Genomic DNA, 22200 nt, shown 5'->3' on the forward strand with positions numbered 1-22200 from the left:
AAAGGTCTCTCGGAGTTTCCAGGAGACCTTTTGTATTTTATCGGTAACGCCTTATCATTCCAAACATGGAATATACGGCGTGGAATCGACGTCTTTCCACATCTACCTATAAGGGCTGGCACAAACATTTCCCATTGATGTGCAGCCTGTTTTTCACCTCAACGCGTGATGACAGTCAGTACGATATCTGGAAGTTGAATCTGTAGGTAGAAAAGACGAGAAAGAAACAAGCCAGGCAGCAACATCACGATTCCCGGCTCTTTTAACAGAGAGGATGGCAAAAGATCGCACTCATGGAAACTCTTATCACGGCTTTGTCATCTCAACAAGCCGGTCCAAAAGAGCAAAATAGTCCTCAGAACTAATCGCTCCCATAAGGTTGGCCGACCAGACACCGTCAAACGCATAACGGGCAATATGCAGAGCTGGATCCTGATCTGTCTCCTGATGAGACGCCAGACGGCCGTGAATCCATTCGTTCCACAAAACTCTGAATTGCGGTTCGGTCAGGGCACAGAGTGAGAAGGCTTTCCACACATCCGCTTCCCGTTGCGGAGCGATATTTTGAAGAGCCACCATGATATAGGCGCGAGTAAAGCGTCCATACGCCACGGGATCCTGCTCAAGCGCCTGGTCAATTTCCTCGTCCAACTTTGTGAGAAAATCCTTGAAGACCGATTCAATCAGTTGCCGTTTATCACTGAAATGGTGAAAAAGTCCACCTTTTGTCACCCCGGCGGCGTCGGCGACAGCCTGAATGGTCAGGCCTCCCGGTCCCTGTTCAGCGGCAATGCGTGCCGCACATTCGATCAGCTTACTGCGGACTTTTTCAGGTTGTTTTTTGCGTCTAGACGGGGTGGTCATTATTTACCTCATTTCCATCTCTTGTAACGCTTCCATCGGCGTCCAACCGCCGCCCATAGCGCGATAGAGACGCACGATATTTTGGCTGACGGCACCTTCACTGACAACTCGTTGCTCCTGAAAGGAGAGTAACGAGCGTTGCGCATCAAGCACAGCATTGAAGTCGGTCAGCCCGTTACGATATTGGTCTTTGGCCAAGAACTCGGCTGTTTGTGCTGCGGTCACGGCACGATTCAGCGCAACATAACGCTCCTGCTCTTTGCGGTAATCCATCAGTGCATTACGCACCTCTTCCACTGCGGTCAGCACGGCGGATTCATAGGCTTGTAAATATTGTTCGCGAACTGCTTGCTGAACCTTGATGTTGTTGCGGATGGAGCCAAAGTAAAAGATCGGCCATTGCACCCCGGGGATAATGCTGTAGCGTTCACTTTCCGAGGTCAGCAAATCCGAGGTGTTGAGAGATTCGAGACCAATGGAACCGGTCAGGGTAAAGCGTGGGTAGAGATCAGCCGTAGCCACACCTATCCTTGCGGTCTGAGCGGCGAGCTGACGTTCGGCACGCTGAACATCCGGACGGCGACGAAGCAGATCCGCAGGAATGCCTTCAACCTCCACCGTGGAACGGGGAATTTGACTCAAAGGTTCCAACGCCACGCTACCCGGTAAGACCCCGATCAGCACGCACAGTGCATTGTAGGCGGATTCCACCTTAGCTTCGAGGGTGGGAATGGATGAACGGGTACTTTCCAAATTGTAGGTGGCCTGCTGCAGAGCCAGGTCATTGTCCAGTCCCGCCTGCCTGCGGTCAGCGAGAATGGCATGGGTTTCCTGCTGGATGGCCAGATTGTCGCGCGCCACGACCAGTTGATATTGCACGGTGCGCAATGCGATATAAGCCAAAGCGGTCTCAGCGGCAACAGAAACCTGCACATCGCCTAGATCGATCAACATGGATTGCCAATCGGCATTGGCTGCTTCAACACTGCGGCGGGTGCCTCCAAACACGTCGATCTCCCATGCCGCATTCACACCGGTATCATACAAAGTCGATTCACCGGCATTCTCAGATGCATTCTCAGACGTTTTGCTGCGCGAAACCGAACCGAGCGCGTCCAATGTCGGCCACAAGGCGGCTTTGCTACGAGCCAGCGTCGCACGCGCTTCGCGCACCCGTGCCACTGCCGTTTTCAAATCACGGTTGTTGGCCAGTGCCTGCTGCACCAGTTCAGTCAACAGTGGATCATTAAACTGGGTCCACCAGTCACCAACATCCACTGCTTGTTCGAAAGCACCTTCAATCACGACAGGATCAGGACGTTGATAATCAGGCCCGACTGTTATGCACCCGTTCATGATAAACGGCAGGATCATCAGCACCAGGGTGGTCAGATGAGAGCGACTGTGGCGCAAACGGAACGCATGGCCTTTCTCCCGCCAGGTCTGAAACATCACGTAGAGTGCCGGCACCAGAACAATGCCGACCAGCGTCGCGGCAACCATCCCGAAAAATACCGTCGTGCCGATGGAACGGCGGCTGGCAGACCCGGCACCAGAGGCAAACACCATGGGCAGCACACCGAGGATAAAGGTAAACGCGGTCATCAGCACGGCTCGAAAGCGCTGTCCGGCCCCTTCGGATGCGGCTTCAAGGATTGACAGCCCCTCTTCACGTTGGGTTTTGGAAAATTCAACAATGAGTATGGCGTTTTTACTGGCCAGACCAACCAGAAGAATAATACCGAGCTGGGCATAGATACTCAGTGGCAAACTGACCGCGATCAACCCGGCCAACGCACCAAAGATGGCAACGGCGGTTGATACGATAACCGGCAGTGGAATAATCCAGCTTTCATATTGCGCGACCAGAAACAGATAACCAAACAGCACGGCCATCAGCAACAGAACATAAGTGCCACCGGAAGAACGCGCCTCCTGATAGCTCAGGCTCGACCAGTCAAAGGTGTAGCCACGCGGCAAATTCTGTTGCGCAACGGCGGCGACCTTAGCCATTGCATCGCCACTGCTGGTTGACGGCATGGCAACGGCGTTGATGCTGGCCGATGTAAACTTGTTGTAGCGCTCGATATTTCGCGGTGCCTGCATGGTATCTATGGTGACCAGACTGCGCAACGGCACCATGGCACCGGTGGTGCTCTGCACATAGATGCCCTCAAGGGCATCGACATTGTTGCGAAACGGCCAGTCCGCCTGAATCACAACCTTATTGACCTGACCGGCAAAGTTGACATCATTGACATACAACGAGCCAAAATAATTTTGCAGCACACCAAACAAACGATTGACATCGACATTCATCAAGGCCGCTTTGACCCGATCCACCTCAAGATGCAGGTGCGGCGTGTTGGACGAATAGGTACTGAACGCCATCATGATCTCCGGCGCCATGTTCAGTTGCATGAGAAAGCTGTTTAACACCGCCTGCAGTTTCTGTGGATCGTCTTCTTCCGTGGACAGTAACCGGATATCCATACCGCCGCTAACACCGAGGCCCATGATGGCCGGTGGCGTAAACAGATTGATTTGGGCACTCGGCACAGCCGCCACGCGCCCCTGAAGCTTTTGTTGAATGGCAGAAATCGTCAAATCCGCGGAATCGCGCTTGGCCCAGTTTTCCAAGCCGACTAGAAAAAAGGCAACATTTTCACCGGAGCCTCCCATCATGCTGAAACCGGTGATCTGCATAACAAAATTAACGCCTTCCTCATCTTTCAACGGCGACACCACCTCATCCAAAACCCGGCTGGTTCGACCAAGACTGGCCCCTTCGGGCAACTGCAACATGCCGAAAATAATCCCCTGATCTTCATCGGGCAAAAAGGTGGTTGAACTGTGCGAAAACAGAAAATAACTGCCGCCGATGGCTCCGAGCAGAATGAGTGCCGTCACCACCAGTCGACGGGCAATTCCCAGACTGAGCGCTACATAATGGCCACGCAACCGTCCCAGGGTCGTGTTAAACCATTTCAACGGTCCATGCTCTTTAGGAGGAACAATACTGAGCATCGTGGCGCACAACGCCGGACTGAGGGTTAAAGCGTTCACGGTTGAAAAAAGGACGGCGGCGGAAATGGCAACGGAAAACTGCTGATAGATTTTACCGGTAATGCCTTCCATGAAGCCCACCGGGACAAAGATCGCCAGCAAAACCAGTGTCGTGGCGATAACCGCGCCACTGACTTGCTCCATGGTCTTAATCGTCGCCTCTTTGGGACTGAGCCCTTCGCGGGTCATCAATTCCATGACCCGTTCGACAACGACAATCGCATCATCCACCACCAGTCCAATCGCCAGCACAAGACCAAACAGCGTGAGGATGTTAATACTGTAACCCAGCACACTCAGCACCATAAAGGTGGCGCACAACGACACCGGAATCGTCAACGCAGGAATCAGGGTAGCACGCCAATTCTGCAAGAAGACATAACACACCAGAACGACCAGAAAGAAGGTCAAGCCCAGCGTGGTGGCAATCTCCCAGATACTGGTACGGACGAATTCCGTCGCATCATAGGGCAACACAAGTTCCAGCCCTTCGGGAAACTGGGCTTTCAAATGCTCCAGCTCGCTGCGCACCGCATCCATGGTATCAAGAGCGTTCGAGCCCGGCGTACGGTTCAAGCCCATGGCCACACAATTGTCGCCATTGTATTTGGCGTTATACAGGTATTGATCGGCGCCCTTTTCCACACGGGCAACATCTTTGAGATAGACCACAGCACCATCGGCAGCGGTGCGAATCACGATATCAGCAAACGCGTCCGGATCATTGAGGCGGCCCTCGGTTTTCAAGCTATACACCAGTTTGGACGAACCATCACCCGGTGTTGCTCCAAGTGAACCAATGGATGCCTGGAGATTTTGAGCCCTGATGGCTGAGGCAACATCTTCCGGGCTGAGGTTTAGAGCCGCAAGACGATCAGCATCCATCCACACACGCATGCTGTATTGAGCGCCCCACACCTGAGCACGGCTGACACCCGCGATACGCTCCAGCGCCGGCTTGATGATCTTTGACGCATAGTCACTCAGGTAAAGATCATCCAGGCTGCCGTCCGTTGAACGCAGCAGCATAAACCCCAGCATGTCACTAGATTCCGTCTCAACGGTCACCCCCTGCTGAGTAACTTCACTTGGTAACAGCGGCTCAGCCTGGGCAACACGGTTCTGTACCTTGACCTGCGCCATGTCGGTATCCGTACCAACCTCAAACGAGATGGTGAGCTGATAACTGCCTGTGTTATCCGAACTCGACGACATGTAGATCATGTTTTCAACGCCGTTAACCGCATCTTCAATCGGGCTGGCCACCGTCGCCGCCAGCACTTCGGCACTGGCACCGGGATAACTGGCCCGAACATTGACCTGCGGTGGTGTCACTTGCGGATACTGGGCAATTGGCAGAGCAAAAACCGAAAGAATGCCCGCCAGCATCAACACGATGGAAACAACACCCGCCAGACGGGGACGTTCGATAAAAACGCGAGAGATCATTGTGCCCCCTCTTGCAGAGTCACTTGGGCCGTGACACCCGGCTGCACCTTCAGCAAGCCTTCGATCACAACACGATCCCCCTCCTTAAGGCCTGAAAGCACCTCCCGGTCGCGACCGAGGGTTTTCCCCAGGGTGACACGTGCCACGCTCAACAAGCCGTTGTCATCCGCCGTCAGCACATAATCCCCTTGCGCATCAACCAGCAATGCCTGTTGCGGCACACTCAACCCCATGGGCCGCTGCGTTTTTTCGAGGAAAATATTGACATAACTACCGGGAATCAGAAGTCCGTCAGGATTGTCAAACTGAAACCGCAAAGCAATGGTGCCGGTTTGTGCGTTCATTTCGTTATCAGCAAACGCCTTGCTGCCAACCCCGTCATAAAGCGTCTTGTTCGGCAAAAGCACCTTGGCGGCATAATCATCAGCCGTGCCAGACACTTCACGCTGGCGTAGTGAGACATACGAACGATCCGTCATGGAAAAAACCACCCGGATGGGATCCATCTGAACAATTTTGGCCAGCTCACCCGATGCCGGGGTGACATAATTGCCTTTGGTCACCAACGCCGCACCAATGCGACCACTGATCGGCGCATGAATCTCACAAAAGCTTAGATCAAGCTTTGCCAGATTCAGGGTGGCGTGCGCCTGCTGCACAGCCGCGCGAGCCTGTTGTTCAGCGCTCTCCGCCGTATCAAAATCCGTTTGTGAAATACTTCGTTCACTGGCCGCGCGCAACCGATTCAGATATTTTGTTGCCCGTTCCAGCTCAGCACGCGCCTGGGCCAATTCCGCCTGGCGCACCTCAACAGTGGCCTGGTAACGCCGCTTATCAATGGTGAACAGCAGCTCACCCTGCTTAACAAGATCCCCCTCCTTAAAACGAACCTCATTGAGATAACCGGAAACTTCAGGCTTTACCACCACATCCTGAATCGACTCCACCATGGCGATATATTTATCCTGCGTATCTAAAGGCGTCATACCAATCACCTGCGCCACCACTTTGGGCTGCGGCCTTTGACCGCCGGCCATCGGTGCTTGCAGAACCTGCCCCGGCCCCATCAGGCTATGGGCAAAAAATCCCGCTGCCACAGCAACTGCGATGCCAATCAAATAGCTCAATGTCTTTGCGGCATTGTTCTTCATAAAATGAACAGCTCCTTCAAATAAAAATATCAACACGCTCCGCCGGAATTGGCCTTTCAAATCGACCGCGGGTATGGTGATAAACGCCCTGCCCCCGCTTTTCGCATCAACATACCGACCATACGGTATGTTTTCAACTTAAAATAGCCTGTCGGAAAATGTTTTTTTGCCGACAAACAACGGTTGGCAACTGTCATCCCTGTTGCTATCAGACAAAAGCTGTTACTCATAAAGGATTAAAAATACGATGATTTCACCTGACAGGCTGTTGAAAAACAGCCTGCGGAGCCCATGGACGAGCGACCAACATCAAGGACCGTTTTTCACGTCCTTGATGTTGTCAGTAAGACGGAAATTGCATTTTCGGCTTGCGCCGCTAAAAAAAACCGGATGGTTTTTTTTCAACACCCTGCTAAAAAAGCCACAAAAATTTGGATGTTCACGATCCCAATGAAAAAGATAGGCTGACCTCTACGTTGATAAGGTCAGTGGACTATTCTCTGTCAGAGCACAACGGCTCAAAAGCCAAACGTTCGTGCCGCAGCAACCGCAACACCCGCCGATACGCCAGATACGATCCATAATCGGACCAGTAGATGGAGAAATGGCCGTGCGATCGTGCCTTACGGTACGACTCCCGAGCAGTCCAGGCATTTCGAATAGTGACGCAATAGGCAAAGGTTTTTTTCATAGCACCACTACCTCGCAGAATCACGTCGATAATGCTTATTGCGCCAGGCAATCACTTCGTCCCTCACCCAATGCAGTTTCCCCTTTCTTGCTGGATGGCCGATGGCTACAGGAAAATTCGGCAGGGTTTTGATCTCGGTCATAAAGGTGTGATAGCTGCAGCGAAACACCTGAGTCGCCAATTCATCCGCCGTCAATAGATCACTCTCCAATTCACCGGGTGAGTTTTTCCTGTCCATCCCCCCTCCTCTTTTGTGCTACTATTTTGTTTCTTTTGCTTTTGTTTGCTTTTTTTAAAATATAACAATTAATAACACTGAGTGATATCTATGTCAAATGAAAAATCACGCCGTGATATTGGCTTACGTTTGAAAGAAGCCAGAAACACCTTGGCAATGACGCAGACAGCCTTTTCCGAGCCGCTAGGAGTCAGACAAAGCCATATCAGCGGCATTGAAAAAGGGGAAAGAGAGCCTTCCGACACCCTGATTCTTTTAATGGAATATCACTATGGAATAAGCCGCACATGGATCAAACATGGTGAAGGCTCGATGTTGCTGGATAAAAAGCACGATGACATAAACCTGCCCCAAGAGCAGCAACGGTTGCTGAATGCTTACAGTGTTGCCGAAGATTCCATCAAATATGCCGCATTGACCATGCTGGAAAATTCAGCGGAAAAATCACAATCAGCGAAAAAGCACAAATAAGCGGAACCGGTGGCATAAACGGTGCCCCCCCCCCTGATCGGTAAAAGGATTGCAACGTAAAAAGGACTGAGCCTCAAGGATCAGTCCTTTTTACGTTGAACATTCTGCGTGTGAACTACCGAACGTAATAGCCTGAAACGCGCCACTTACCATCGTTTTCAAGCATGGGAGTGATTGTTTCTAGTGAGTTTTTCTTATTTTCGAACTCTGTTGTAAATTGGATCACCACGTAGTCACCGTCGGGTGCACCGGGCAATGATTTTGTGTAGTTCCGTCCTTTTATTTCTCGCTTGAGCAGCGCGCCGAAAAGAGGATGCATTTGTTCAAGTTGCGCGATCCACTGCTGTTTTTGAAACCTGTGCTTTAAAAAGTTTCGAAGTGGCCTCCCAACTTTCACCATAGTGCCCGGAATCAACAAGTTGCAGAAAGCTTTTTGCCGAAGAAATGGCCGCAGCTTCTTGCGACTGATTCGCGAATAACACGTGTGGTGCCACGAGCATAATTACGACTGCTGCAATAACGGAAAAAACTTTCAAAAGAGCCCCCTTCTTATCAATTTTGCCTGTTTTGGTTAAGCCTCGGACATTCTGCTTCAGCAAGAGACGATCAAAGTCCAAAGATTTCCATCTGCTGAAGTGTAGCAAAAACCCATCGGAGAACAAAATATCTTGGATAAAAAAAACCAAACAAAGTAACCTTGAGCCGTGTCCCTGATAGAAATGCACACGATCAAAGCTCAGGGGCAATTTTTCGTTGTTCACATTGAGAACGGCCCCTGCCTCACAGAGAGAAATCATGAAAAACAACCTGACAAACTACGCCATTGTCTTCGGTACAATAATCGCTCTTCTCCTCTGTGCCTGTTCCAAGGAGGACGAGAAAACACCGCTTATGGTCTATGCCGCCGCAGGAACGGCTCCGGCCATGAAAGAGATCGGAGCCGCGTTTACAGCGCAAACCGGTATCCCCGTTGTGTTTAATTTTGCCAATGCCGGATTCCTTGCTCGCCAGATCTGTCATGAAGACAAAGCCCATGTGTTCTTTTCCGCCAATGAAAAGTGGATGGACTATGTTGAACAGGCGGGTCGAATCGTGCCGTCGTCCCGACAGATTCTACTTCAGGATGTGATGGTGGTCGTTGTTCCCAAAGGGAAAAATCTTGCCGTTGACTTAACCAAACCGCGCCGAGAACAGACCTTTGACGGATGGTTTGTCATCGGCGACCAGACGACGCCATTAGGAATCTATGCCAAACAAGCTCTGACACAACTCGATTGGTGGGAAACCTTGAAGGCGCATCGTGTTGAAGCAACCACCGTCACCGCTGTTCTCAATTACGTGGTTTTGGATGAAGTTGATGCGGGAATCGTGTTTCGTTCCGTGGCATCCTGCTCGGCGGACAAGGTGGAGATTGTCGCAAAAATGCCCGAAGAGCTGCATAAACCGATACGCTTTCCTGTTGCGGCATGTAAGAACAGCCACCCAGCCACACAGCAATTTTTACGTTTTTTAAAAAGTGATGTGGCTGGCGAGACCTTCAAAAACTATGGATGGACTCTTCATCAATAAAGAGTGTCGGTCCTCATTTGAGCCTGTATCTCTTGGCGCATGAACGCGTCACACGTAAAAAAGCCAGGGCATAGAGCGCGAGAAATATTTGCCATAACCTTCTGGGGCCGTTCTTGATCACATTATGAGAACAGCTCCGAATGGCACTAGTTTAAGCACTTTCGTAGCAAACTCGCGACTGTCCCAACCCCTATCTGGGGCAGCCCCGGTTTTTCTGCTCCTTCCCCCTTAAACGAGTGCCATTCAGAACAGCTTCCCAATCTCCTTTTACCTGACAGTCTATTTTTGCAGGAACAAAACCACGCCTTAAATCATTCCACAATAGCTTTTTTCTCATCATCAATGATATGATTATTAATTAACACTAGACAGCACGTTAGCTCTGGCGCTAATGTTGTGTTTGCAAGTAAAACACCCATGTCTACACCACCAGTCGCTCTGGACTCTTTTACGAGATACGCCGTAGGCAGGTTGACAAGGAAATCTTAACCAGACAGGGTTTTAAATGTACGAAGACATCCTCAGCATCCCAACGTCTCAATTATTTGAACGATACAGACGTGAAAACCAAGGGATCATCCTTGGATTTACAGCCGGATGGTTATCCGCATTTTTAGATGGAAATCCTTTGCGGGCCTTGCCGGGTTATATTAAGCAATATCGTTCTAATGCCTTGGACGTTCTGGAAAATTCTTCTGAAAAAGCACAAATCCCGTATGGCAACAAACTGGAAGCCCTGAACGTATTATTTCTGACCATTGCACCGGAAATCCGTCTGATCGAAAACGGACCTCAGCTTCTGCGCTATGCTTTTATGCCTCTTGATCAGCTTACGGCTGAGGATCAAGCCTTGATGGACTTGGAGTTAAAATCATTGGACTATGAAAGTTTCGCCTCCGATGACGAACGCCTCAGATTTGTCGATACCTGTGCATTGATTCTGGAAAAAATCATAACAAGTTTCGAAGTCGCTGATCGATGGCCCGGGCATCCAGCTCAGCAGCTCACGTTTAAAGAAGCTGGCAAAGCGTGGGATGAAGCCCACCCCACCAACAAAAAATGGAGCCATAAAAAATCGGACAGGTTATGGCGCCACCGGTTGTTTGAGGTTGATATTTACCAGTCAAAGAATCAGATCATTGACAGTCTGACGGGCCTTATTGAAAAAGCTCAGGACGAGGTAGGGATCAAGGATGGCTTCAACGACAAGAGTCCTGAACAGACGCCGTCAGAAGAAAATCCCATCGATATTGATGATAAATTGCTGGCCTTTTATATCGTTTATTTTCTGGGTTGGAACTTCAATTTGGAAAACATGGATTTTCTGCGCAGCGTCTCGGTTTTTCTCGCCATCAAAAAGTTATTAAACCGACTCATCATTGGTGAACACGGAGATCTGGGAGATATTAAGAAGAAAATCATCAACGCGGAAAATGACAATCGCCCTCATGACGCCGCAGACATTCTCATACAATGGATGGAAGACGATCCACAGGTCTATGACAATTGGCGTTCCGTGAGAATCCAGATCGAGAGAAGGCAGAAAGAAGCACAGAATGCTTTAGACGCAATCAAAGAAGGACTGCAGGTCGATGAAAGTTGGCGTCTTGATTAATACAGTTGTATTTCACATAGTTCGGGCAGGTGTGAACTCCGTATCGAATTTTTAACTTGAGCCACCTGTGTGCTCAACAAAAATCAGTTCGCTTGTGTCGAATCCAAGGCCTTCGGCTTTAATTTTAAACTCTTCAATTAATTGCTGTGACACTTCCGGCGTTCGAGAGAGTAACCACAAATAAGAATAATCAGGACCACAAACAAATGAATATTGATAGCCCGCACGATCAATATCAAAAACAATATAGGAACCATAAAATGGTCCAAAGAAGGATACTTTAAGATATCCTGTAGTTTCGCCTTCGACAAAGTAAGCCTTGCCCTTTGCCTCTTTCCATTGATTGTTTTTCGACGAATATCCTCGATTTACGACCGCCACTCCACCACCGTCACGCAGACGGTATTCGGCCGTTACTCTTTCCAGACCACGCTCAAAAGAATGACCTAATCTTGCTATTTCATACCATTTCCCCAAATAGCGATTTAACTCAAAGTTATCTACCGGAGTGACTTTCGCCGGCACTCCAGTACAACCTGAAAAGAGCAATGAAAGGAGTGCAGGTATCAGAACCTTGATCATTCAACAGCCCTTTATAAAAAACGAACCCAGCCAAACCGTGACATGGACGAAATAGATCAAAACAACCACTCCAATCCCAAGCTGAACTGACCTGTGCGGTATCCGCCACTTTCCTGAACCGTTCGCTGATAACCCAGCCGGGTCGTGATGCCATTGGTGAACGCAGCATTGACAAACAGGCTCAGCTCCACACCATCATCGGCACCATCACGACCATCAATGCGGAAGCTCTCTCCACTGTCGATAAAAGCCGCTTCCGACTGCTCGCCATCTGCATTAAAAGCATGGTGCCACACCGCACCCAATTGCGTCAGCAAGGTCACCTCTTCATGGCGATAGCTATGTTCAATCTTAAAACCGGTCACGCTGCGCAGAAGCTCTGAGTCTTTGTCCGATATCCGCAAGGATGCACTTTGTGCTCTTTGCTCCGTGAAACCATCCTCCTGCATCCACAGATATTCAAGTCCGACAGTGGGCACAATATTCCAGGACGCCATGGTGACGCGATAGCCGCTATTGACGTGAATTGCACCGTGGCTGGCATCGTGTTCACTTTCGGCCTCACGACCGAGAAAGGCAATGGCACGTTTGGTGTCAATACTGTCGGTGCCGATGCCAACAGCTGTTTGAGCAAACCAGCCACCTTGACTGTTCGGATTGTCCCAGTGACTGTAGAGATAGCCGTCCCATGACAGGCGGTCTGCCGTCGAAGCACCATCCAGCTCATGCAGATCACTGTTGGTGTAGGCTCCGGCCATACCGACCAGCAGCGCAGGCGTAACCTGCTGTTCAACGCCCATCATGATGCCGGTGGTTTTGGCGCGAAAGGCCGGGCTTTGGGCAACGTCGTCATAGCGAGCATTGTCGCCGACCATCCGCACCCACACACGCTGCTGCTTGGATTGGGGCTGATCGGTTCCAAGGCGCTGTAACAGCTGTGTGTTTCGTTGATGGATGGCATCAAGTGTGGCAGCGGTTACAGACGTGTGGATGCGCGGCGTCAGGTCATCCATGGCTGTGTGCAGATCGGACAAGGAAAGACTATCGAGGGTGTTAAGGATGACGGCTTCATCACCGCTAGCGGTCGGACGCTGACCATCCAGCGCTTGGGCAAGACCGACCTGTTCGGCAGTTGCAGCCAGTGACGCGTAAGTGTTGCGCTCGATGTCGAGAGCAAGGCTGTTAGCCAGACTCTCGTTAAGGACAGCGCTAAACACGGCCGGATTCCACAGCCCATCAAAGGTGCCTTGCAGCGTTCCGGCCTCAAGGATGGTGTAGTGTCCGCTGGTCAAGTAACCGGAAGGAAGCAGCGCCAGTGTGCCGCCCTGCAGATCGGCGGTGCCGGTAACACGCAGCAGGTCAGAAGAGCCGTCGCCGGCTTCGATTTCAAGTACGGCGCCGGATTCCTGGGTATAATCACCATCGATGGTCAGAGTTCCGATGGAGTTGCCGGGCGCAACAGCACCTTGGTTGATGACCGGGCCATAGATGGTGCCGGTGCCTTTGAGGGTGCCCTGCTCGCAAATGGTCAGGGCTTCAAAATCGGCATGACCATTCAAGCTCAGTTCTCCAGACCCCAGATAGCCCAGCCAATTGCCGACGATGTCATCATCAAAACGAAAGTGGAAATCCGAGTCCAGCCCGACGGTAGAGCCTTCTTCATCAATCACATAACCAAACCGAACCACCGCAGGATAGCCCTCGGCGATCAGATCACCATCGATCTGGCAGCCACTCCCGAGAAAGAGTCTATTGAACATCCTAAAATACACAGCTGTATCAGCAGTGATTGTGGCTTCAGACAAAACAATGTCGTTTGTTTGGTTCGGCACATAGATCCCAACAGCACTCTCTCCTTGCACAAGAATCTCTCCACGAACAGAAATCCGGTTATCACAACCATCAAGGTACAAAGCGGTGGAGTGATCGCCTGTCGCTGTCAGGCTTCCGGTCAGATCAAGAACATTATTCTCGCCGACCAAACGCACTGTATCGGAGAAATCACCGCGCGACTCTAAAGCGCCTTTTTGGACGATGCGATTTCCATCACCATTGACATAAAAGGCGTAGGTATAATCGTAATCGGTCAGAAAATCGTCATTTTCTTCAATAGTGGCATCATCACGGTAATAGGTCGCGCCAAAGGCGTTGTAGAAATCCATATTGATTCCCCAGCCCAGATCACGCAACACATCGAGTAATAGCTTATTCGGGGCGCGAGTCACCTTACCTTCATGTCCAAACCAAGACATCAGTTCCCCATCGGGGCCAGTATGAATCAGGCTACTGCCAGATTTGAATTGATCTTCAAGTGTTGTAATTGGCATCTGCCCACCATAGGTGGAATTGGCATACTCACCCAACCAAAGCAGTGTTCCTTCCGGGCCAATGACGGTCAACGCTTCCGGTGTGCCAAAGGTTCCAGCTTGCGGACGATTGCCGTCAACATCCTCAATCAGTGAGTCCCAGCGGCTCAGCGCTAGAAAGCCAAGTTCTTCCGAATAGCCGGAAGTGATTCCCAAACCATGAAAAATTTCATGGATGACAACGCTGGAAAAATCGCTTTGATTGCCAGGCAAACCATCGTCAAAATAATACGACTCATTTACATTGTATCGAATCAGAACATCCGCTGCTTGCGGGAAATAATCGGTTGTGTCACCATCACGCCAAGCGGCTCCGGCCGTGCTCACCCCTTGTCCGGCATCAAGATCAGTCAGTGCTGTTGTGTAAGCACCACCGAGGTTGTCTTCAGGAAGATCATCGCGCCAGGCCATGGCAATGCGGATGGTACGACCCGGTTGATTGGTGATGGTGCTATTCAGAACCTCCAGACTGCGAATAACAGCGTCTTTCTGTTCCGCGCTCCAGGCGGTTGTCCCAGTGAACATGTCCGGATCGTCAAACTGGATAAATTTACCACCAATCGCCGAGTCACCGGGGCCGAGAAATTCAATCTGGAATACGCCGACCTCGACAATGTCACTGGCCTGTAACGGCTGAGCAAAGAGGATTGCAACACAGAGAACAGCAAGGAGAAAATATCGCGTCATCGACAAAACCTTTTACCTGAAAGAGGTAAGATTACGTGAACAGCTGACGAGTTATTCACGATTTTACACTTCATAATGAAGCGAGCAGCAAGGATTGTCCAAGAAAAAAACAAAAAAGGGTTAGTCGATATCACGACTAACCCTTTGACTTTATTGGAGCGGGAAACGGGATTCGAACCCGCGACCTTCAGCTTGGGAAGCTGACACTCTACCACTGAGTTATTCCCGCAGTGCGAGGGCGAGTATAGGAGATTGGCGGAGCAACTGTCAATGGCTTTCACACCACTGAATCAGATAATTTTCAGCCTGTTGCAGCGTGGCGATGGTCCCTTTCAATTCAGCCTGACGCAACTTTTTCAATAGCTTGCCCAGGGCTTGACCAGAACAGTCTGGACAGAGTTCCTGCAAACGCGCACCACTGACCAACGGACGAACCCGACCGTTAACAAGTAACTCGTCGCAAAGAGCATAGAGACGTTGCCAGCAGGTGAGCATTACTTCCCTTCTTTCCATGACACCGAGCAAAAGCAAGGCTTCCGGTAGTGGTGCCCGCAGATCTTCCAACCACAACAGACGCACTCGATCTGGAGTAACTTGATGATGAATCATCGTGGTATCAGCTCGGCAAAACCGATGAACAAATGTCGCAAGACGGGCACCTTTTCGGCTCATTTTCACCCGCGACAAAAGTTCATCCAGCTTAGAGGTATCTTCTGTTAACAGACTAAAGTAATGGCATAGTTTAACAAATGAATCAAAGTTGAATTCATCGCATAAATCGTGGAAAAACGCTTTTTCAGCCTGCGGGAAGAAGCGTCTCAGGCGTGCCCGATCAACAGATGGAAAATTCCGATCATTATCTAGTTCCGGAAAGCCAACTGCTTGCGCAAGACCACTTTGATGAAACAGATGCAGCGCGTGCTGTGGGGATGGCTGAGCCAACAGAACAGCCAGCTCCTGACGAATTCGCTCCCCGGCAACGTGAACCAGTTGCGGTGCTTCATTTTGACAATGCTGCCAGGTGGTTTGATCAATAGACAAACCAAATTGTGCACAATGACGCAACCCTTTAAGCATACGTAAAGGGTCATCTGAAAAACTTTGTTCACTGCACTCCCGCAGCAGACGATTTTCAAGATCAGACTGACCTGACAACGGATCAACCCACTGTGTCAGGTCATCCACAGAGCAGGCTATCGCATTGATGGTGAAGTCGCGCAGGCGCAAATCTTCATCAAGGGTGTCGGCACGAAATGGTGCAAAATCATATTGCAGGGCGGTATTGCCCTCATTGACGATAACGCGGCTGTAAAGACGCTGTTGGTCAAGCCAGAACCAATGGCCAGACTGCTGCTTGGAAAAAGCTTGAGCAATGGGCGTAGGATCACCGGGCGTGATCAGATCGATATCTTGACAGGCATGACCGAGCAGAGCATCACGCAACGCCCCACCGACCACATAGATCGGCAGGGCGTGGTGTTGACTCAGATGTTGCAGTGTAGCCAGATGAGGAATGGATGGAGTTCTAAACGACATCGGTTCTCTTTATTCTGGCGAGACAGCCAAATCAGGCAATCTCAATGTCTGCTTTTTCTTTCATCTCTTCCACCCAGGCTTGCAGCAGGATGGCACCTTTTTGATCCTTGATGAAAGATTCAATCTGCGGAGCAACTTCTTCAAGGGTCAAGGACTCGGGATCTTTACGCTCGGTAACGAGAATGAGGTGATAGCCGAACTGTGTTTCGACAATATCACTGATCTGGCCGGGTTCAAGTGAAAACGCCGCCTGATCAAATTCTTTGACCATGGAACCGGGACCAAAGAAACCGAGATCACCGCCTTTGTCCTTGCTCGGGCAGGCGGAGTGCTGGCGGGCCAGATCGCCGAATTGGGCGGCATCTCCGGTCACCTCATTTTTAAGTTCTTCGATCTTCTTTTGCGCTTCTTCACGGTTGTCTTCAGTGACTTTGATGAGGATATGACTGGCGCGAACCTGACCCGGTTTCTTCATTTTATCCGGATTTTCATCGTAAAAAGCCTTCACTTCTTCGGCTGCCGGAGACGGGGCATCAGCGAGTTTCTTTTCAGTCATCATCTTGACGGAAAGATCCTGACGCAGCATGCGGTAGTAACTGTCCTGATCAATGCCGGCTTTTTCCAGCGTGGCGAAAAATTCCTCTTCGCTGGGAAAGTTGGCCATTACTTTGTCCATTTCAGCCTTGATCTGCTCGTCGGTGGCAATGGCTCCTTGCGCCAGAGCGGTCTGAAAAATAAGCTCACGGGCAATGATCTGCTCAACCGCCAGGCCTTGAACTTGCTCGATCTCCTCTTCGCTGAGTTGATCAGCCGTCTTACGGTACAACTCCATGGAATAACTCTGCATGGCGTTAACAAAATCAAACTGGCTGATGGGGGTACCGTTTACGGTAATGTTTTGTTCCTGCACGTAATTCTCCTTGTGGGTTTATGTGAGGCGCTATGCGACGCCTCTTGCTCGTGATCAAATATTTTGCAGCCCATGGGCCAACTGGGCAAACTCTTCAATCGTGAACGTTTCACCACGTCGACCGAAATCCAAACCGGTTTCAGCAGTGACCTTCTCAAGTTGCTCCGCAGTGAATCCTGCAGCAACAAGACAGTTGCGCAATGTCTTGCGCCGCTGGGCAAACGAGGCTTTGACCACCCGGGTGAAAAAGGCCGGATCATCCACCTGAGCCCTGGGTTGTTCACGCTGCTTAAAGCACAAAACCTCCGACATCACCTTGGGTTGCGGAAAAAAAGCGGTCGGTGGCACCAGCGCAACACGGCTGACATCGAACCACAGCTGGCACAACACTGTCAAGGCGCCGTAGTCTTTACTGCTCGGCTCGGCGCGTAATCGATCACCAACCTCTTTTTGAAACATCAGAACCATGCGCTCTATCAGGTGGCGATGTTCGATCATTTTAAACAGAATCTGACTGGAGATATTGTAGGGAAGATTCGCCACCAGTTTATAGGGCGGATCAAGAAGAATCGCTGACCAGTCAAGACGCAACGCATCGCCGACATGCACGGTCAAGTGCTGTTCGGGGCGAGCCTGAAAGAATGTGGCCAGATCGCGGTCAATTTCAATGATGTCAAGACTGGCAACCCGACCGATCATCTGATCGGTCAGAGCGCCCTGCCCTGGTCCGATTTCGAGCACGTGATCATCGCCGGTCAGTTCTGCAGCGGCTATTGTCGCGGCAATGACGTTTTTATCTTTGAGAAAATTTTGTCCAAAACGCTTACGGGGGCGGTGGCTAGCCATCCAGGTCACCATGCTTTCGTTGATGCTTTCGTTGAAAAGGACGCGGCCAGCGCGGAATACGACAGGTCTTCAATGTGGGAACCATGCGCAACACCATGGCATAACTGACAGCCCCAAGCAATATGCCGTAGATGAGACTGCCAAGGCACATGGGAATCATCAGTTCGTAGCCGAAATGTTGGATGGTTTCTACGGTCATCATGGCAGGAAGCTTTAAATGGGGCATACCGAGGATAAAGCGGCCCGTCTCATACTCTGCGGCATAAATAAACGGCGCGGTCACCGGGTTGCTGATCCACACACCAATGACGGCAGCCAGTTTGTTTTCACGCAGTAACATGGCGAAAAAGACCGCCAGAATCATCTGAAAACCCAGGGTCGGCGTCATGCCGATAAAGATACCGAGGGCAAAGCCCTTAGCGATTTCGTCAGGTTGGCCGCGCAGGCGAAGAAACCGCAGCAGCAGCAATTTTGCTTGTCGAATAAACCCCCAACGCCGCCACATACCCGTTACCCGTGTTTTTCCCCGTTAAGAAACTCCGTCACCCTGACCTGTTCCAGTGGCCAGTTGGAGCGGGCGTTGAGATCAAGATCAGCCCGACAACCTTTACTCAGGTAATAATCACCGGCCACGGCAAGCATAGCAGCGTTGTCAGCACACAGCAGCGGTGCCGGAAAGAATACCTCAACAGCGTTTTTTTCAGCCATCTGGCCAAAGCGCTTGCGCAGTCCGCTGTTACAGGCCACACCGCCGGCAACAACAATCCGAGACAGGCCATACTCTTTGGCAGCTTTAAAAGCTTTTTTACTCAGGACATCAACCACGGCTTCTTGAAACCCAGCAGCCAGGTCTTGCAACAGTTGCCCTTCGAGTGGCTCATCGAGCTTTTTGATCTGAGTGAGGACAGCGGTCTTGATGCCGCTAAAGCTGAAATCGAAACCGGGTCGGTGCAACATGGGGCGTGGAAACTCAAAGCGGCAGGCATCACCCTGTTGCGCCAGTTTGTCGATCAGAGCCCCTCCGGGATAGGACAGGCCGGACATTTTGGCCACCTTGTCAAAAGCCTCCCCCGCTGCATCATCAAGGGTGCGACCAAGCAAAGTGTATTGGCCAATCCCATCCACTTGATACAAATGGGTATGACCACCGGATACAGCCAGGGCCAGGTAGGGAAATGCAATGGGCTGTTCAAGTAACGGGGCAAGGATGTGTCCCTCAATATGGTGGACACCGACCAAAGGAACATCAAGACTGTAAGCCAACGCCTTGGCAGTCGACAAACCGACCAGCAAGGCACCGATCAAACCGGGGCCGCTGGTGACAGCGACCCCGTCAATATCTTCAAGGGATACCCCGGCCTGGCTCAGGGCTTGATCAATCACGACCGGACAAGCTTCAAGATGTTTGCGTGCTGCAAGTTCCGGCACCACACCGCCATATTGGGCATGGACATCCACCTGTGAGGCAATAATGTTGCTCAATACCCGGCGTCCGTCGCGGACAACCGCAGCGGAAGTTTCATCACAGGAAGACTCAATGGCTAGAACGAGCATGTGTTTCTTTCGCGTGTGTGCGTTCTTGCAAAAAAAAGCGATCTTTGCCTTTCTGCAAGAGGCTCTTGTTACAGCAGATTGGCGGCGAGCTCTGCCAACCCGGACCGCTCTCCATGGGTCAGGGTCACATGTCCGGCAATGGTTTGATCCTTAAATTTCTCAACAATATAGGCCAAACCGTTACTCGACGCATCCACATATGGATTGTCAATTTGATACGGGTCGCCGGTCAGAACAATTTTGGTGCCCTCCCCGGCTCGGGTGATAATGGTTTTTATTTCGTGCGGTGTCAAGTTTTGTGCTTCATCAACGATCATATATTGGTTGGGAATCGACCGACCGCGAATATAAGTCAGTGGTTCGATCTCCATCAGTCCCATATCCACAAGTTCCCGATAACCGCGTTTGCGTTTACCGCGTTCTTCAACGGAACTGAGCAACAACTCCACGTTATCAAAGATCGGTTGCATCCATGGTGCCAGCTTTTCTTCCACATCTCCGGGCAGAAAACCGAGATCGCGTCCCATTGGGAACACCGGGCGAGAGACCAATAAACGGTTGTAATGGCCGTCGTCTGCAGCTTTTTGCAAACCGGCGGCAATGGCGAGCAAGGTCTTGCCGGTACCGGCTTTTCCGACCAGGGTCACCAGTTGGATATTCGTATCAAGGAGCAGATCAAAGGCAAAATTCTGTTCGCGATTGCGGCTGGTGATTCCCCACACGCCCTCTTTAGGTATTTTGATCAAAGGCACACAGCGATTTGAAGCCTGATCATAGCGAGCCAACGCTGTGTGCGAGGTGTTGGTTTCATCGATCAGGGTAATGCACTGATTGGGTTTGAAATCCTGATCCGGTAGTTCAACATAGCCCTGACCGTAAAAACGGTCTATCTCGGCCATGCTGACGTGCAGTTCGCAGGTTCCCGAATACAGCTCATCAATGGACACTTTGTCGTTCTGATAATCCTGAGCAACCAGTCCGAGGGCATTGGCTTTGATCCGCAGGTTGGTATCTTTGGTAACAAAGATCACTTTGTTTTCGGTTTTTTCTTGCAAGGACACCGCCACGGCCAGAATGCGGTTATCTCCTCGTTCAATACGTAATTCCGGTGGCAACAGCCGGGCATGGTCATCGGTAAATAAAATGACAGTCAGCTTGCCGCCACTCTCCAACTCAACGCCTTGAGTCAAGCTGCCCTGATTGCGCAGCGCATCAAGCATCCGCGAAACATGACGGGCGTTACGACCGATTTCGTTCAGGTCTTTTTTGAAGGTGTCGATCTCTTCGATAACCGTAATGGGAATGACAACATCATTGTCCTCAAACTTTAATAACGCCTGAGGATCATGCAACAGAACATTGGTATCGAGAACATACTTTTTCGGCATACGACCTCGCACTAAGGGGTAATGGAAGGATCTTGCTCCAGGCTTACGATGCGTCAGCGATTTCGCGCACGGCTTCGATCAGCCGCTCAATGTGTTGTTCGGTGTTAAAAAAACCGGGACTGACTCGAACGGTTCCCAAGGGGAAACTGCCTATGGTTTTGTGGGCTTCCGGAGCGCAATGCAATCCGACACGGACCGCTATTGCAAAATCACGATCCAGGATGAAACCCATCTCAGCCGGATCGCATCCAGACAGGGTAAACGACACCACTGTCGCGTTTTCCGGTCCATAGAGTGTGATACCGGAGATCTCGCCAAGACCTTGACGAAGACGTTGCGCCAGCAGAAATTCATGCCGATGCACCTGGCCCAACCCTTGCGCCATGAGAAAATCGATTCCTGCGGTCAACGCCGCTAATGCCGGCGTATTTAATGTGCCGCTTTCAAAACGTTCCGGCATCTGTTCCGGTTGTTCAAGATGACTGGACAAGGTGCCGGTGCCGCCATAGACGAGCGGTTTTAAGGTAATGTCGGGACCAACATAAAGAAAACCGGTCCCCTGGGGACCAAACAGGGATTTATGGCCGGGCGCCGCCAACAGGTCAATGGCCATGCCCTGAACATCAATAGGATACACACCTGCACTCTGCGCGGCATCGACCATAAACAGAATCCCCTGCTCGCGACACCAGGGGCCAATGGCGTCTATCGGCTGCACGGTGCCGGTAACATTGGAGCAGTGATTGATAACCACCAGTTTTGGTTTGGCTCCGGCGGAGCAGACCTGTTGCACCTGTTCACAGGTGATCTGGCCCGCTGTATCACCCTGCACTTTGTCAACGATCACTCCCCTCTCTTTAAGGGCGTGAAGAGGGCGGGCGACGGCATTGTGCTCCATGGATGTGGTGACGACACGATCTCCCGATTCCAGAAGACCAAACAACGCCTGATTGATGGCCGAAGTGGCATTGCCGGTAAAAACAACACGGGAGCAATCGGCAATGGCAAAAAGGGAGGCAACAGCAAGGCGTGCCTTAAGGACAAGTTGTGCAGCCTGATTGGCAAGGGAATAGCTGCCCCGACCCGGGTTAGCACCACAGGTGCGGCTGATATGATCAAGAGTCTGATAAACCGATTCGGGTTTGGGGAAACTTGTAGCGGAATTGTCCAGATAGATGATGGACTCGTCGTTATGGGCTGAGGTCACTCTTCCCCCT

Annotated in this window: 19 protein-coding genes and 1 tRNA gene; 3 read left to right on the forward strand and 17 right to left on the reverse strand. The window is 51.0% G+C overall.

Features of this window, described 5'->3' with window-relative positions; genetic code table 11:
* Positions 1-306 precede the first annotated feature (306 nt).
* The 5 genes from DACE_RS10200 to DACE_RS10215 form a co-directional block, all read right to left on the reverse strand.
* The gene (locus DACE_RS10200) at positions 307-864 is read right to left on the reverse strand and encodes a TetR/AcrR family transcriptional regulator (protein WP_006000983.1); all 558 of its coding nucleotides are present in this window, start codon (positions 862-864) and stop codon (positions 307-309) included.
* A gap of 3 nt (positions 865-867) precedes the next feature.
* Positions 868-5379: an efflux RND transporter permease subunit gene (locus tag DACE_RS10205; protein WP_006000985.1), complete on the reverse strand. Its 4512-nt coding sequence runs from the start codon at positions 5377-5379 to the stop codon at positions 868-870.
* A complete protein-coding gene (locus DACE_RS10210) occupies positions 5376-6530 on the reverse strand; it encodes an efflux RND transporter periplasmic adaptor subunit (protein ID WP_006000988.1) in 1155 nt (384 codons plus the stop codon). The genes DACE_RS10205 and DACE_RS10210 overlap by 4 nt, the downstream gene beginning before the upstream one ends.
* Before the next feature lie 493 nt (positions 6531-7023).
* The gene (locus DACE_RS18170; protein ID WP_155809093.1) at positions 7024-7221 is read right to left on the reverse strand and encodes a hypothetical protein; all 198 of its coding nucleotides are present in this window, start codon (positions 7219-7221) and stop codon (positions 7024-7026) included.
* 7 nt (positions 7222-7228) lie between these two features.
* Complete coding sequence (locus DACE_RS10215) at positions 7229-7459, reverse strand: hypothetical protein (protein WP_040366977.1); 231 nt, start codon at positions 7457-7459, stop codon at positions 7229-7231.
* A 90-nt stretch (positions 7460-7549) separates the two neighbouring features.
* Here DACE_RS10215 and DACE_RS10220 point away from each other — a divergent pair, with 90 nt between their 5' ends.
* Positions 7550-7930, forward strand: a complete 381-nt coding sequence (locus DACE_RS10220; protein WP_006000990.1) for a helix-turn-helix domain-containing protein — start codon at positions 7550-7552, stop codon at positions 7928-7930.
* Positions 7931-8045: 115 nt separating this feature from the next.
* On the opposite strand, the gene DACE_RS19010 is transcribed toward DACE_RS10220, so the two are convergent.
* On the reverse strand, positions 8046-8330 hold the full coding sequence (locus tag DACE_RS19010; RefSeq protein WP_081449995.1) for a DUF4019 domain-containing protein: 285 nt from the start codon (positions 8328-8330) through the stop codon (positions 8046-8048).
* Entirely contained in the window at positions 8254-8727 is a 474-nt protein-coding gene (locus DACE_RS18175; protein ID WP_040366986.1) for a DUF4019 domain-containing protein, read from the reverse strand. The genes DACE_RS19010 and DACE_RS18175 overlap by 77 nt, the downstream gene beginning before the upstream one ends.
* On the opposite strand from DACE_RS18175, the gene modA reads away from it, so the two are divergent.
* Complete coding sequence (gene modA, locus DACE_RS10230) at positions 8726-9499, forward strand: molybdate ABC transporter substrate-binding protein (protein ID WP_050770009.1); 774 nt, start codon at positions 8726-8728, stop codon at positions 9497-9499. The genes DACE_RS18175 and modA overlap by 2 nt on opposite strands.
* A 505-nt stretch (positions 9500-10004) precedes the next feature.
* Entirely contained in the window at positions 10005-11114 is a 1110-nt protein-coding gene (locus DACE_RS10235; protein ID WP_006000994.1) for a hypothetical protein, read from the forward strand.
* 51 nt (positions 11115-11165) lie between these two features.
* Here DACE_RS10235 and DACE_RS10240 read toward each other — a convergent pair whose 3' ends face one another.
* The 10 genes from DACE_RS10240 to DACE_RS10285 form a co-directional block, all read right to left on the reverse strand.
* Positions 11166-11693, reverse strand: coding sequence for a lipocalin family protein (locus DACE_RS10240; protein ID WP_040367045.1), 528 nt, complete (start codon positions 11691-11693; stop codon positions 11166-11168).
* Between the two features lie 59 nt (positions 11694-11752).
* Positions 11753-14749, reverse strand: coding sequence for an autotransporter domain-containing protein (locus DACE_RS10245; RefSeq protein ID WP_006000998.1), 2997 nt, complete (start codon positions 14747-14749; stop codon positions 11753-11755).
* A 154-nt stretch (positions 14750-14903) separates the two neighbouring features.
* Positions 14904-14978: transfer RNA gene (locus tag DACE_RS10250), tRNA-Gly, on the reverse strand.
* A 38-nt stretch (positions 14979-15016) separates the two neighbouring features.
* On the reverse strand, positions 15017-16285 hold the full coding sequence (locus tag DACE_RS17365; protein ID WP_006000999.1) for a tRNA nucleotidyltransferase/poly(A) polymerase-related protein: 1269 nt from the start codon (positions 16283-16285) through the stop codon (positions 15017-15019).
* A 31-nt stretch (positions 16286-16316) separates the two neighbouring features.
* The gene (locus DACE_RS10260) at positions 16317-17195 is read right to left on the reverse strand and encodes a peptidylprolyl isomerase (protein ID WP_006001001.1); all 879 of its coding nucleotides are present in this window, start codon (positions 17193-17195) and stop codon (positions 16317-16319) included.
* Between the two features lie 54 nt (positions 17196-17249).
* Positions 17250-18041, reverse strand: coding sequence for a 16S rRNA (adenine(1518)-N(6)/adenine(1519)-N(6))-dimethyltransferase RsmA (gene rsmA, locus DACE_RS10265; RefSeq protein WP_006001003.1), 792 nt, complete (start codon positions 18039-18041; stop codon positions 17250-17252).
* Positions 18034-18546: a DUF2062 domain-containing protein gene (locus tag DACE_RS10270; protein WP_006001005.1), complete on the reverse strand. Its 513-nt coding sequence runs from the start codon at positions 18544-18546 to the stop codon at positions 18034-18036. The genes rsmA and DACE_RS10270 overlap by 8 nt, the downstream gene beginning before the upstream one ends.
* 5 nt (positions 18547-18551) lie before the next feature.
* Positions 18552-19595 carry a tRNA (adenosine(37)-N6)-threonylcarbamoyltransferase complex transferase subunit TsaD gene (gene tsaD / locus DACE_RS10275; RefSeq protein ID WP_006001006.1) on the reverse strand — a complete coding sequence of 348 codons (1044 nt, stop codon included), beginning with the start codon at positions 19593-19595 and terminating at the stop codon, positions 18552-18554.
* Positions 19596-19663: 68 nt separating this feature from the next.
* Positions 19664-20983, reverse strand: a complete 1320-nt coding sequence (locus tag DACE_RS10280; RefSeq protein WP_006001008.1) for a PhoH family protein — start codon at positions 20981-20983, stop codon at positions 19664-19666.
* A gap of 43 nt (positions 20984-21026) precedes the next feature.
* Positions 21027-22190 (reverse strand): aminotransferase class V-fold PLP-dependent enzyme, encoded by a 1164-nt coding sequence (locus tag DACE_RS10285; RefSeq protein WP_006001010.1) that lies wholly within the window; start codon positions 22188-22190, stop codon positions 21027-21029.
* Between the last annotated feature and the right edge of the window lie 10 nt (positions 22191-22200).

It is taken from the genome of Desulfuromonas acetoxidans DSM 684 (assembly GCF_000167355.1).
Classification (GTDB): Bacteria; Desulfobacterota; Desulfuromonadia; order Desulfuromonadales; family Desulfuromonadaceae; genus Desulfuromonas; species Desulfuromonas acetoxidans.